This window comes from Bradyrhizobium sp. TM239 (assembly GCF_036247985.1).
Lineage (GTDB): Bacteria > Pseudomonadota > Alphaproteobacteria > Rhizobiales > Xanthobacteraceae > Bradyrhizobium > Bradyrhizobium ottawaense.
Genome location: NZ_BTIR01000013.1, coordinates 153445 through 165978, shown reverse-complemented (window position 1 = coordinate 165978; position 12534 = coordinate 153445). Strand labels below are relative to the sequence as shown.

Annotated in this window: 11 protein-coding genes and 1 tRNA gene; 10 read left to right on the top strand and 2 right to left on the bottom strand. The window is 66.0% G+C overall.

The genetic code is table 11. The features are described from left to right. Positions 1–24: 24 nt before the first annotated feature. Positions 25–927 (top strand): ribonuclease Z, encoded by a 903-nt coding sequence (gene rnz / locus AABA84_RS23340; protein ID WP_338313307.1) that lies wholly within the window; start codon positions 25–27, stop codon positions 925–927. Positions 928–943: 16 nt separating this feature from the next. Here the strand turns inward: rnz and AABA84_RS23335 are convergent, their stop codons facing one another. Beyond that, positions 944–1795, bottom strand: a complete 852-nt coding sequence (locus AABA84_RS23335; protein WP_338313306.1) for an IclR family transcriptional regulator — start codon at positions 1793–1795, stop codon at positions 944–946. A gap of 104 nt (positions 1796–1899) precedes the next feature. Here AABA84_RS23335 and AABA84_RS23330 point away from each other — a divergent pair, with 104 nt between their 5' ends. The 8 genes from AABA84_RS23330 (at position 1900) to AABA84_RS23295 (ending at position 9431) form a co-directional block, all read left to right on the top strand. Beyond that, positions 1900–2823 (top strand): dihydrodipicolinate synthase family protein, encoded by a 924-nt coding sequence (locus AABA84_RS23330; protein WP_338313304.1) that lies wholly within the window; start codon positions 1900–1902, stop codon positions 2821–2823. A gap of 26 nt (positions 2824–2849) precedes the next feature. After that, positions 2850–4289, top strand: coding sequence for an FAD-binding oxidoreductase (locus AABA84_RS23325; protein ID WP_338313301.1), 1440 nt, complete (start codon positions 2850–2852; stop codon positions 4287–4289). Between the two features lie 2 nt (positions 4290–4291). Further along, the gene (locus AABA84_RS23320; RefSeq protein ID WP_338313300.1) at positions 4292–5398 is read left to right on the top strand and encodes a four-carbon acid sugar kinase family protein; all 1107 of its coding nucleotides are present in this window, start codon (positions 4292–4294) and stop codon (positions 5396–5398) included. Continuing rightward, on the top strand, positions 5395–6432 hold the full coding sequence (gene pdxA, locus AABA84_RS23315) for a 4-hydroxythreonine-4-phosphate dehydrogenase PdxA (protein WP_212246518.1): 1038 nt from the start codon (positions 5395–5397) through the stop codon (positions 6430–6432). Before AABA84_RS23320 ends, pdxA begins: the two co-directional genes overlap by 4 nt. Continuing rightward, complete coding sequence (locus AABA84_RS23310) at positions 6389–7576, top strand: iron-containing alcohol dehydrogenase (protein ID WP_212246516.1); 1188 nt, start codon at positions 6389–6391, stop codon at positions 7574–7576. Before pdxA ends, AABA84_RS23310 begins: the two co-directional genes overlap by 44 nt. 60 nt (positions 7577–7636) lie before the next feature. Next, entirely contained in the window at positions 7637–8608 is a 972-nt protein-coding gene (locus AABA84_RS23305) for a Bug family tripartite tricarboxylate transporter substrate binding protein (RefSeq protein ID WP_212246514.1), read from the top strand. A 222-nt stretch (positions 8609–8830) separates the two neighbouring features. Next, a tRNA-Gln gene (locus AABA84_RS23300) sits at positions 8831–8904 on the top strand. A 164-nt stretch (positions 8905–9068) separates the two neighbouring features. Further along, complete coding sequence (locus tag AABA84_RS23295) at positions 9069–9431, top strand: DUF1428 domain-containing protein (RefSeq protein ID WP_212246512.1); 363 nt, start codon at positions 9069–9071, stop codon at positions 9429–9431. Positions 9432–9448: 17 nt separating this feature from the next. On the opposite strand, the gene AABA84_RS23290 is transcribed toward AABA84_RS23295, so the two are convergent. After that, the gene (locus tag AABA84_RS23290) at positions 9449–10135 is read right to left on the bottom strand and encodes a TetR/AcrR family transcriptional regulator (protein ID WP_445083420.1); all 687 of its coding nucleotides are present in this window, start codon (positions 10133–10135) and stop codon (positions 9449–9451) included. Between the two features lie 110 nt (positions 10136–10245). Between AABA84_RS23290 and AABA84_RS23285 the strand changes: the two genes are divergently transcribed. Further along, positions 10246–12534, top strand: coding sequence for an arylsulfatase (locus AABA84_RS23285; RefSeq protein WP_338313296.1), 2289 nt, complete (start codon positions 10246–10248; stop codon positions 12532–12534).

Here is a 12534-nt window from a genome sequence, read left to right as displayed (position 1 = left end):
CCAACCTCTCGACAAGTGACGATCATGTTCGCCCTGACATTTCTCGGGACCTCGGCCAGCGTTCCCTCGGCGGAGCGCAACCATCCGGCCCTCCTCGTGGAGGCCGCGGGCAAGCGCATCCTGGTCGACTGCGGCGAGGGCACGCAGCGCCAGCTGTTGAGGAGCGGTTCGGGCTTTCGGCGGCTCGACCGCGTGCTGCTGACGCATGCTCATCTCGATCACGTGCTCGGCATCCCCGGTCTGTTTTCGACACTGGGATTGCGGCAGAGCGCCGAAATGATGACCATTCATGGCGGGCCGGGCACGCTCGACATCGTCATCCGAATGCTCGCAGGCCTGTGGGGTGCCGGCAGGGCCCCGATCCCTGTCGAGTTCGCAGCCCTGAGCGAAGGACAGGTCATCGACGCCGGTGATTTCACCATCGACTGCTTTCCGGTTCGCCATCGCGATACCGACAGTTTTGGTTTCGTCTTCCAAAGCCCCCCGCGCCGTCATCTCTTGTCGGAACGCCTTTCGGCCCTCGGCGTGCCGGACGGCCCCATGCGTGGAGAATTGGCTGCGGGACGAGCGGTCGTGATCGCCGATCGCACGATCGATCCGGAAGATGTCCTGGAACCGCCGAGCGGCGGCAGGAAGCTCGCGGTGATCGGCGACACCGAAACGACCGACGGGCTCTCTCACTATGTCGCTGACGCCGATCTGCTGGTGATCGAGGCGACCTTCCTCGATCGCGACGCGCCGACCGCACGAAATTACGGCCATCTCACCGCGGCGGAAGCGGCCGCCTTTGCCGCCGCGAACAATGTCGGGCAACTCGTGCTGACCCATATGTCGGGACGATACGAGGACGATGAGATCCTGGCCGAGGCGGCGAGGATCTTCCCGAACACCCGCATCGCCGCCGACTTCGATCACATCGTGATCTAGCCGGAGCGACCCGCAATCAGCTCGTCAGACCCGACTTGATCGCGAGGTCCTGTACCTGGCTGGTCAGCTGCATCAGCCGCGGCAGTGCTTGGTCGCGGAAAGTCGCCATGTCCATGCGCATGGCATCGACCGTGATGCTCAATCCCGCGATCACGAGGCCCTGAGCGTCGAAGATCGGCGTTGCCAGCGTGCGCAGGCCGTAGGCGTTCTCGCCGTCGGAGATGGCATGGCCCTTCTTCTTCACCTGATCGAGCCGGGCGAGCAGGGCATCGAGATCGGTCAGCGTCCGCTCCGACAATTTGACGCGAGGGCGCGATTCCAGGCGCGCGATCTGCTCGTCCCGCGCCAGATGGGCGAGCATGACATGACCGAGCGCGGCGCTGTAGGCGGGAATGCGCGTGCCCGGCCGGCGATCCATCTTGTGGCGATCGAGGCCGGCGCCGACGCGCGCGAGATAGACCACGTCACCGCCGTCGAGGATGCCGAGCGAAGCCGCGTCGCCGACATCGGGCACGAGATCGCGCAGCAACGGCTCGGCCATCGGCCTTAGCGATCCGTGCGACAGCACGGTGTAGCCGAGGTCGAGGCAGGCGACGCCGAGGCGGAACCGGCGGCTCTGCGGCACGGCCTGGAGATAGCCGAGTTCGGTCAGGGTCTGGATCAGCCGGAACGCCGTTCCGCGATCGAGATCGGCCCGTGCGGCAATCTCACTCAGGGTGAGCTCGAAGGCCTCGCTGCTGAAGCTCTTGAGCACGGCAAAGGCCTTGCCGACGGACGCGACGTGATTTTTGGGATTTTTCGGGGACGATTCCGATTTGCGCTTCGTGGCCTTCTTCTCGACCCTGGCCATGCTCGAATGCCTTGCCATGACAGCCACCGCCCTTGACGTGGCGGCAAGCTGATTTTACGACTGGTCCAAGCCAATAACAAATGTTCGCATTCCGAACAACTGATTTGACGATCGGAGGAAGTTTGTCGACACCATCGCTGCACCCTCATGGCGTGTTCTCCGCCGCGCTGACTCCGCTCGACGCCGAACTCGCCCCCGATCATGCGCGCTTCATCGCGCATTGCCGCTATCTCCTGGACGAAGGCTGTGACGGCATCGCGCTGCTCGGCACGACAGGCGAGGCGAACTCCTTTTCCGCGGCCGAGCGCATGGCGCTGCTCGATGCGGTGGTGGCCGCCGGCATCGCGCCGCAGCGTCTTCTGCCGGGCACCGGCGTTGCCGCGCTCAGCGAGACCATCGCGCTGACGCGCCACGCACTCTCGGTCGGCGTCGACACTGTGGTGATGCTGCCGCCGTTTTATTACAAGGGTGTCACGGACGACGGCGTTTATGCGTCCTATAGCGAGATCGTCCAGCGCATCGGCGATGCCAGGCTCAAGGTCGTGCTCTATCACATCCCGCAGATGTCGGCGCAGCCGATCTCGCATGCGCTGATCGAGCGCTTGCGCAAGGCTTATCCGGCCACCTTCACCGGCATCAAGGATTCCTCCGGCGACTTTGCGAACATGACCGCGATGGTCGATCGCTTCCCCGGCTTTTCGGTTCTGGTCGGGGCCGATCCGCTGCTGCTGCCGCTGCTGCGCAAGGGCGGCGCCGGCTGCATCACCGCGACCTCTAATCTGGTGGCGCGCGACCTTGCCTATGTCTACAAGCATTTTCGCGACAGCGACGATGACGCGGCGCTCAAGGCGGCGCAGGCGCGCATCGTAAAGGCGCGCGAATTGGTTTCGCGCTTCCCGCAGATGCCCTCGCTGAAGGCGATCGTCGCCGAGCGCACCGGCCATGCCGGATGGCAGCGGCTGCGGCCGCCGCTGGAGTCCCTGCCGCCGGCCCACGTGAAAGAGCTGCTCGCGGATGCCGCGGCATTCGCTGCAGTCGCCGTCTAGACCTGGACCGGAGACGGGGCGAACCGATGTCCGACTCTTTCCAGGATGCGCTGGCCGGACTCGCCGCAATCGTCGGCGACAAGCAAATCATCGCGTCCGGAGCTGACCAGGAACCTTACGTGGTGGACTGGCGCGGGCGTTATCGCGGCCGCGCGGTCGCTGTGGTGAAGCCGGGCTCGACGGCCGAGGTCGCTGCCGTCGTGAAGTTCTGCGCCGCAAGGCGGCTCGCGCTCGTGCCGCAGGGTGGCAACACCGGCATGTGCGGGGCGGCGACGCCGGACGATCACGCGGGCAATGTGGTGATCCGGCTCGACCGGATGCGGGCCGTGCGCGACGTCAGCCCGCTCGCCAACACGATCACGGTGGAAGCCGGCTGCATCCTTGCGGAGGTGCAGAACGTGGCGCGCGACGTCGATCGCTATTTTCCCTTGAGCCTTGGCGCCGAAGGCTCCTGCCAGATCGGCGGCAACATCTCGACCAATGCGGGCGGCACCGCCGTGCTGCGCTATGGGCCGACGCGCGATCTCGTGCTCGGGCTTGAGGTCGTGCTGCCCGACGGGCGGATCTTCAACGGCCTGCGCGCGCTGCGCAAGGACAACACGGGCTATGCGCTCAAGCAGCTCTTCATCGGCGCCGAGGGCACGCTCGGCATCGTCACCGCGGCCGTGCTGAAACTGTTCGCGCCGCCGCGCAGCTCGGCGCTGGCGCTGCTGAAATTGCAGGGCGTCGAGCAGGCGCTCGAGATCATGCAGCGCCTGCGCGGCACGGTCGGCGACCGGCTCGGCAGCCTCGAGATCATGTCGCGTTCGCAGATCGAGGCGATCGCCGCGACCGTGCCGCATGTCACCATCCCCTTCGAGCTGACGACGCCGTGGTATCTGATCGTCGAGCTGACCGACACGCTCGCCGGCGTCGACCTCGACGAGCCGTTGGGCACGGTGCTGGCCGACGCGATGGAGGCGGGGCTCGCAGAAGACGTGATCCTGGCCTCCAACCTGGCGCAGGCGAAGGTGATCTGGTCCGTCCGGCACAGCGTGTCCGAAGGCAACAAGCGCAGCGGCTATGTTGTGTCGCATGACAGCGTGGTGCCGCTGGAGCGGCAGGCGGCTTTCGTCAACAATGTCGAAGCCCGTATCAAGGCGGCCGTCCCCCATGCGAACGTCGTGATGCACGGCCATATCGGCGACGGCAACATCCACGTGATCGCCCTGATCGACCGCGCGCGGTGCCAGGACCCGGTGGCGACGGCTGCGTTGGTGGCTGAAATCAACGAGATCGTTGACGACGAGACCGCAGCGCAGGGCGGTGCGATCAGTGCCGAGCACGGCATCGGCGTCACCAATCGCGGCCGGCTCGCCCGTGTCGCCGATCCCCTCGACATCGAGCTGATGCGCGATATCAAGAGATTGCTCGATCCGAAGGGCCTGATGAATCCCGGCAAGATCTTTGGTGCGGGAGCGGCATGACCATGACGAGCGTCCGCCTGCTTGCCGACGATCTCACCGGTGCGCTCGACACCGCGGCAGAGTTCGTCGGCCTGTGCGGACCGTTCAGTGTCCTCTGGTCGGAAGCGTTTACGCCGCCGGATTCCGGGAGCCTCGCGATCGATAGCGGCACCCGTGAGCGCTCGAAGGCCGAGAGCGTCGAAATCGTTGGGCGACTGGCGCCCCACCTTCAGGGCGGGACGATCGCCTACAAGAAGGTCGATAGCCTCCTTCGGGGCGCGTGGGCGGCTGAGCTTGGCGCCTGTCTGCGCAGCGGCCATTGGACCTCCTGCGTGGTCGCGCCCGCGTTCGATTATCAGGGACGCCGCACCGTCGGTGGTCAGCAATTCGCCCGCACCGTGCATGGCGATTGGCACAGGGTCGGCGACAATTTGCTGGATCAATTGCGGCAAGACGGCATCGAGGCACGACAGGGCACGGCCGACACGCTCTCGCAAGGCGGCGTGCAGGTGTTCGATGCCGAGAGCGACCTCGACCTCGATCGCGTCGTCGAAATAGCGCGGCGCATGCCGGGGCCCGTGTTGTGGTGTGGCAGCGGCGGCCTGGCCGGCGCGCTTGCCCGCGGTCAAGGCGCCGCTGCGCCGTCGCAACTGAGGCGGCCGGTGCTGGGGCTGTTCGGCTCCGACCAGGCTGCCACCGCATCCCAGCTCGCGGCATGTGGTAACGCCACCATCGCGTTGGCCGAGGGGGAGGGCGGCGCGGGCGTTCGGCGCAAGCTGGCCGACGAGAGCGTGGCGCTGGTGAAATTCGCCCTCGCCGACGGCTTGACGCGGGCTGAGGCGGCGCGGCGGATCGCGCACGAGATGACGGGGCTGATCGCGGCACTCGCACCGCCAGGCACGCTGGTTGTTGCCGGTGGGGAAACCCTGAAGGCCGCATGCGTTGCCCTTGGCGCGCATGCGCTCGAGGTGACAGGACGTATCGTGCCGGGATTGCCGCGCTCGATCTTGCAAGGCGGCCGCTGGGCCGGCGTCGATGTCATCTCGAAGTCCGGCGCATTCGGCCCCAGCGAGCTGTGGCGCGACCTGCTTCGGGATAATCATTTGCTCAGCAAGGGGAGTCCGACATGACCTCTCGTCATCTTGCCATCACCATGGGCGATCCTGCCGGGATCGGGCCGGAGATCATCGTCAAGGCCTGCGTTGAGCTAAGGGACCGGATCGCGAAAGGCGATCTGCGGATCCTGATCATCGGCAGCGGCGCGGCGCTCGATGGCGCGAAAGCCGCGCTCGGTGCCGGCATTGCGATTCCCGAGGTGCGCGCCGAGGATCGCGACTGGCCAAACCTCTGCTTCCTCCAGGCCGACACCGAGGGCGATCCGATCAAGCCGGGCGTGCTCAGCGCCGATGGCGGCCGCTTTGCCTACAAGGCGATCGAGCAGGGCGTGCGGCTGACGCAAGCGGGCCGGACCGCGGCGATCGTCACGGCGCCGCTCAACAAGGAAGCGCTCAACAAGGCCGGCTATCACTTCCCTGGTCATACCGAGATGCTGGCGCATCTCACCGGCGTGCGCGGCTCGGTGATGTTGCTCGCCCATGGCAACATGCGCGTCAGCCATGTCTCGACCCATGTGGCGTTGGAGGACGTCCCGAAGCGTCTGACGCCGGAGCGTCTGCGCATGGTGATCGACCTCACCAACGATGCCCTGCTGCGGCTCGGAATCGCCAAGCCGAAGATCGCGATCGCCGCGCTCAATCCGCATGCCGGCGAGGGCGGCCTGTTCGGCCGGCAGGACATCGACGTCTCCGCGCCGACGATTGCGAAAGCGGTCGCCGATGGTCTCGACGTCGTCGGTCCCGTGCCCGGCGATACCATCTTCGTCAAGCTGCGCGCCGGCCAGTACGATGCCGCGGTCGCGATGTATCACGATCAGGGCCACATCCCCGTCAAGCTGCTCGGCTTCCAGGTCGATCCCGCAACCGGCCGCTGGCAGGAGCTCTCCGGCGTCAACATCACGCTGGGCCTGCCGATCATCCGCACCTCCGTCGATCACGGCACCGCCTTCGACATTGCCGGCAAGGGCATCGCCAACGAGCACAGCCTGATCGAGGCGATCGACTATGCCGAGCGGCTCGCCGCTGGCGTTTCCGCATCCAAATCATGAGTTCGAACGCACGATGACCAACGCCTTCACGCCCATCGAAATCCAGCGTCCCACCATCCTCGAGTTCGGCAACGGCACGATCGGCGCGGCAGCGCGCTTCGCCGAGCGGATCGGTGCCAGGCGGCCGCTGGTGATCTCGGATCCGTTCAACGCTCGCCGCGTCGACATGCTGGCGCTGCCGGGCGCGGTGAAGGTGTTCGGTGAGGTCAAGCCCGAGCCCGACCTGCCCAATCTCGAGAAGGCGGTGGCGATGGCGAAGGACGTCAACCCCGATCTCGTGGTCGGCTTTGGCGGCGGCAGCGCGATGGATCTCGCCAAGCTGGTCGCGGTGATGTGCACGAGTGACGTGCCCTTTGCCGACATCGTCGGGCCGGAGAAGGTGGCCGGCCGCAGCGTCGCGCTGATGCAGATTCCGACGACGTCGGGCACCGGCAGCGAGGCCGGCACCCGCGCGCTCGTGACCGATCCCGTCAGCCAGAACAAGCAGGCAGTGCAGAGCCGCTTCATGCTGGCAGACATCGCCATCGTCGATCCGGATCTGACGATGACCGTGCCGAGAGAGGTCACCGCGGCGACCGGGGTCGATGCGCTCGCGCATTGCGTCGAGGCCTATACCAGCCGCAAGGCGCATCCGACGATCGACCTCTATGCGCTCGAGGGCGCGCGGCTGGTCGGCCGCTATCTCAGGCGCGCGGTGGCCGATGGCGGCGATCGCGAGGCGCGCGCGGGCCTCGCGCTGGCCTCGCTCTACGGCGGCTATTGCCTGGGACCCGTGAACACGACCGCCGGCCACGCGGTGGCGTATCCGCTCGGCACCCGTCACCACGTGGCGCATGGCCTCGCTTGCGCGGTGATTTTCCCGCATACGCTGGCTTTCAACATGCCGGCGGTTGAGGCGAAGACGATCGCGGTGCTCCAGGCGCTCGGCCTGCCGGAGCAGGGCGATCCAAAGCGCGCATTCGAGGCAAGCTACGAGTTCTGCAGCGATCTCGGCATCGAGATGCGGCTGTCCGCGCTCGGCGTGCCCCGGGATGATTTCGGCGTGATGGCCGACGAGGCGCACGCCATTCGGCGTCTGCTGGACAACAATCCGCGCGACCTCGGCCGGGATGCGATCCTGAACATTTACGAGATCGCGTTCTAGCCGTCTCCGCCGCACGCACGCGGCGGCCAATCAATAACACGGGAAACAGAGGAAACGTCTATGAGATCGATCTGGCTTGTTCTTGCCTCAGCCCTGGTGCTGGCGGCGTCACCGGCAAAGGCGCAGGACGGCTATCCGTCCAAGCAGGTGACGGTGGTCGTTCCCTTCGCCGCCGGCGGCACCGCGGACATCTTCGCGCGGATGGTCTCCAACCATTTGCAGGCGAAGTTCGGCAAGCCCTTCGTGGTCGAGAATGTCGGCGGTGCCGGCTCGATCCTCGGCGTGACGCGGGTGGCGAAATCGGCGCCTGACGGCATCACGCTCGGTCTTGCCAGCACCTCCGCGCTTGCGATCAACCCGTCACTCTATGGGCCGAAGCTCAGCTACCAGCCGGACAAGGACCTGATACCGGTCGCCCAGATCAGCGTCGTGCCCAACGTTCTCGTCGTCAATCCCAACAAGATCAAGGCGCGCACCGTGCCGGAGCTGATTGCCTATCTGAAGGCGAATCCGGACAAGGTCTCGTTTGGCTCGGCCGGTGTCGGCACCTCGCAGCATCTTGCCAGCGAGCTGTTCCAGCAGATGACCGGCACCAAGATGGTGCACGTGCCCTACAAGGGCTCCAGCCAGATGCTGACGGACCTGCTCAGCGGCCAGATTGATCTCGCCTTCGACAACGTTCCGCTGCTGTTGCCGCAGGTGAAGACCGGCCAGCTCGCGCTGCTCGCGACTGCAACGCCGAAGCGCGCCGCCTTCGATCCCGAAGCGCCGGCCGTTGCCGAATTCCTGCCCGGCTTCGAGGCGGTGGCATGGCACGGTTTCATCGTGCCTGCGGGCACGCCCAAGCCGATCGTCGAAAAGCTCTCGGCCGAGATCCGCGCCTTCATGGCGCAGCCGGAGACGGTGCAGAAAATGGCCGAACTCGGCGCCACCGCAGTCGCCGTGGATTCCGAGCCGTTCGCCGCCTACATCAATGCCGAGACGGCGCGCTGGAAGAAGGTGATCGAGGCCGCCAGCATCAAGCTGGAGTAGGGCGGCCAAATTACAGGCCGGCGGCCGGGTTGGCGAAGCGTTGAAATGGTCGGGGTCCTGCGATCGTGTTGAGGAGCGACGGACCATCCACCGCAGCGCTTGCCAGCCCGGGGACGAGCGGGTAGAACCCTGCCACGCTTGAGCCGTGATTTGCGCGCCAAACGCGCTTCCGGCGACAGTCGAGCAAATCAGCAAGTTATTGAATTTGTTCGACTATTCCGTTGGGGAATGGTGTAACGGTAGCACAACAGACTCTGACTCTGTTTGTCTTGGTTCGAATCCAGGTTCCCCAGCCAGTTCCAGGCACTCTCCACGATCTGGCTGTCTCGCATAGCCGCTCGGCGGCAATGAGATCCGTGGCCGCCGCTCGCGACGGTTTGCCTCATCCTGAAATCGCATCTCGCCGTCGGATCACCGCGCGCTCCATCGTCCTTGGGTCACACAACTCGAGGAGATCCCGATGCCCTATGTCGATGGTTTCGTTCTGGCCGTGCCGAAGGACAAGATCGAGGCCTACAGGACGCTGGCGACGACCGCCTGTGCGCTCTGGATGGAGCACGGCGCGCTCGATTATGTCGAATGCATCGCTGACGATGTCCCCTATGGCGAACTCACCTCGTTTCCGCGCGCAGTGATGGCGAAGGAGGACGAGGTCGTGGTGTTCGCCTGGATCGTCTACCGCGACCGGGAGACCCGCGATGCCGTCAACAGGAAGGTAATGGCGGACCCGCGGCTGAAGATGGAGGGCATGCCGTTCGACGGCAAGCGCATGATCTATGGCGGCTTCACGACGCTGCTCCGGGCGAGTGATGTCACCGGCTGACAACAGGTGTGGAAGGCCTATTTCGGCGTTGCGCGACCGATCTCGGCCTGAAGCAGCAGCAACAGGCAGCCGGCGAGCCGTGTCTCCATCTCCTTCGACGAAAGCTGTAGCGGCCCGGGGTCGTTGAGGATCGCGTTCACCAGCGTGCCCAGCACGATCTGGAAGCCGAACGCGATGGCGCGGCTCTTGGCGGCCTTGCGGCCCTTGCCCATGGCCGGCAGCAGGAGAGGGGTGGCGCGCGCGGAGGTGGCCTGCGCAAGCGCCTTGAACGGCGTCCATTTGTCGGGGCGGGTGGCGTCGTGCTGGAGGGCTGCACGCAACACGCCTTCGTGGTTGCGCATCCAGCCGATGATGCCGCTGACGATGATTTGGCAGAGCCTGTCGAGGCCTGGGTCGGGTGACGGCGGCTTGATCCCCGCAAGGCGCTCCTCGCCGTCGCGCGTGGCCAGCGCCATCAGCGCGTTGAAATAGGTCTCCTTGCTTTCGAAGCGGCTATAGAAGGCGCCGACGGTGGCGGCGACTTCAGTGCAGAGCGCCTCGATCGAGAGTTCCGCAAGGCTGCGCGTCCTCAGCATCTCGGCGCCGGCGCGCAGCAGCGCCAGCGTGGTTTCCCGGCTGCGCTTCTGCCGCGACGGGGCGACGCCCGGCAGGTCGAAATCGCGAAGCTCCGGCTGTTCTGACCGTGGGTGCATCCGTGCTTGCATCTGTCAAAAATCATAATCATAATTCGGATTATAATTTAAGACGAAGCGCGCCGCGGGTCAATCGCGGGTGCGAAGACAATGAAACACCGGATCCGGCAGGGGAGGATCAGATGAGCGCAGGCAGCGGCATGCCGTTCGGCGGCACCGTCGGCAAGACGGTTGCGGAGTCAAAACCCTGGTGGCCGGATGCGCCAAGGCCGCCCGAGCGGGCGCCGAACATCCTTGTCGTGCTGTTCGACGACGTCGGCTTCTCCGATTTCGGCTGTTATGGCTCGGCGATCAGGACGCCGACCATCGACAGGCTCGCCGCAGAGGGCCTGCGCTACAGCGGCTTCCACACCACCGCGATGTGCTCGACGACGCGCGCCGCGCTGCTCACCGGGCGCAACCATCACTCGGTCGGGGTCGGGTGCCTCGCCAATTTCGATTCCGGCTATCCCGGCTATCGCGGCAAGATCGCGCGCGAGGCGGGCACGCTGGCCGAGATGCTGCGTGGGCACGGCTATCGTAACTACATGGTCGGCAAATGGCACGTCACGCCGCTGACCGAGAGCGGCGCAACGGGTCCGTTCGACGGCTGGCCGCTCGGGCGCGGCTTCGATCGCTTCTACGGCTTCCTCGACGCCGAGACCGACCAGTACGCGCCGGAGCTCGTCTCCGACAACACGCATATCGATCCGCCGGGCACCTATGCCGACGGCTATCATCTGACCGAGGATTTGATCGATCAGTCGATCCGCTTCATCGGCGATCACGTCGCCGATCGTCCGGACGTGCCCTGGCTGACCTGGGTCGCGCTCGGGGCCTGCCACGCGCCGCATCAGGCGCCGGCCGAGATCATCAGGAGCTATGACGCCGCCTTCGCGCATGGCTGGGACGTCGAGCGGGAGCTAAGGCTGTCACGCCAGAAGGCGATGGGCCTCGTGCCCGGGGATACGCGGATGCCCGCGCGCAATGACGGTGTGAAGGCCTGGGAGGAGCATTCGGCCGACGAACGCCGTGTCTTCACGCGTCTGCAGGCGGCCTTTGCCGGCATGCTCGACCATTCCGACCGCCATCTTGCGCGCCTGGTCGCATTCCTCGACACGGCCGGCATCCGCGACAACACCGTGATCATCGTGATGTCCGACAATGGCGCGAGCCAGGAGGGCGGGCCGCTCGGATTCGTCAACGCGATGGGACCGTTCAACTTCAAGCCGGAGCCGATCGCCGAGAAACTTGCCCGCATCGACGACATCGGCGGCCCCGACACCCACAGCAATTTTCCGCATGGCTGGGCGATGGCCTCCAACACGCCGCTGCGCCGCTACAAGCAGAACACCCATGGCGGCGGCATCCGCGATCCCTTCGTCATCAACTGGCCGCAGAGGATCGCGGCCAAAGGCGAGCTGCGGCACCAGTTCGTGCACGCCTGCGACCTTGCGCCGACGCTGCTGGAGCTGGTCGGCATCGAGGCGCCCACTGATATCGCGGGCTGCCGGCAGATGCCGCTCGAAGGCGAGAGCTTTGCGCGTTCGATCACCGATGCGTCGGCCTCCTCGAAAAGCTCGCCGCAGTATTTCGAGATGTTCGGCCATCGCGGTCTCTGGCACGCCGGGTGGAAGGCGGTCGCCTTCCATCCGTCGGGCACGCCGTTCGAGAACGACAAATGGGAGCTGTTCCATCTCGATGAGGATTTCTCGGAGACCAACGACCTCGCGACGAAGGAGCCGGAGCGTCTGGCGCGGATGATCGCGACATGGTGGGACGAGGCCGAGAAGCACAAGGTGCTGCCCCTCGACGACCGCTTCGGGCCGCGCTTTGCCGAGAATGCCGCGCGCTTCCACGGCGCGCGCCACCGTTTCGTCTTCCACGCCGGCATGGGGCACGTGCCGACCGACGTCGCGCCCGACGTGCGCAGCCGCAGCTACACGATCGAGGCGCATGTCGAGATCGACGAGGCGGGTGCGGACGGCGTGCTGATCTCGCACGGCGATGCGACCTCGGGCTACAGCCTCTATGTCAGTGACGGCCATCTCGTGCACGATCTCAACATCGGCGGCAGCCACCAGATCGTGCGCTCTGAGCGGAAGGTGCTGCCAGGCGCGCGGCGGCTCGGCGTGCATGTCGAGCGTCTCGTGCGCAAGGAGCCGCCCGCCAAGGGCTCGCGCACCGGCGTCACCGAATACACGCTGCTGATCGACGGCGAGCCGGTGGGTTCGCTGAAGACCCAGCTCGGCTTCCACACGCTGATCTCGTGGTCCGGCCTAGACATCGGCCGCGACCGCGGCAGCCCCGTGTCGCATTACGAGGCGCCGTTCGAATTCGCCGGACGGCTGCTGCGCGTCACCGTCACCATGCACAACGACCAGAAGCTCGACGGCGATGCCGTCGGCAACGCGCAGATGGCGCGGCAGTAA

What these genes read in the sequence shown, in the direction of transcription:
- rnz (WP_338313307.1), top strand. Translation starts at nt 25, where the DNA reads ATGTTCGCCCTGACATTTCTCGGGACCTCGGCCAGCGTTCCCTCGGCG.
- AABA84_RS23335 (WP_338313306.1), bottom strand. Translation starts at nt 1,795, where the DNA reads ATGGCAAGGCATTCGAGCATGGCCAGGGTCGAGAAGAAGGCCACGAAG.
- AABA84_RS23325 (WP_338313301.1), top strand. Translation starts at nt 2,850, where the DNA reads ATGTCCGACTCTTTCCAGGATGCGCTGGCCGGACTCGCCGCAATCGTC.
- AABA84_RS23320 (WP_338313300.1), top strand. Translation starts at nt 4,292, where the DNA reads ATGACGAGCGTCCGCCTGCTTGCCGACGATCTCACCGGTGCGCTCGAC.
- pdxA (WP_212246518.1), top strand. Translation starts at nt 5,395, where the DNA reads ATGACCTCTCGTCATCTTGCCATCACCATGGGCGATCCTGCCGGGATC.
- AABA84_RS23310 (WP_212246516.1), top strand. Translation starts at nt 6,389, where the DNA reads ATGCCGAGCGGCTCGCCGCTGGCGTTTCCGCATCCAAATCATGAGTTC.
- AABA84_RS23305 (WP_212246514.1), top strand. Translation starts at nt 7,637, where the DNA reads ATGAGATCGATCTGGCTTGTTCTTGCCTCAGCCCTGGTGCTGGCGGCG.
- AABA84_RS23295 (WP_212246512.1), top strand. Translation starts at nt 9,069, where the DNA reads ATGCCCTATGTCGATGGTTTCGTTCTGGCCGTGCCGAAGGACAAGATC.
- AABA84_RS23290 (WP_445083420.1), bottom strand. Translation starts at nt 10,135, where the DNA reads ATGCAAGCACGGATGCACCCACGGTCAGAACAGCCGGAGCTTCGCGAT.
- AABA84_RS23285 (WP_338313296.1), top strand. Translation starts at nt 10,246, where the DNA reads ATGAGCGCAGGCAGCGGCATGCCGTTCGGCGGCACCGTCGGCAAGACG.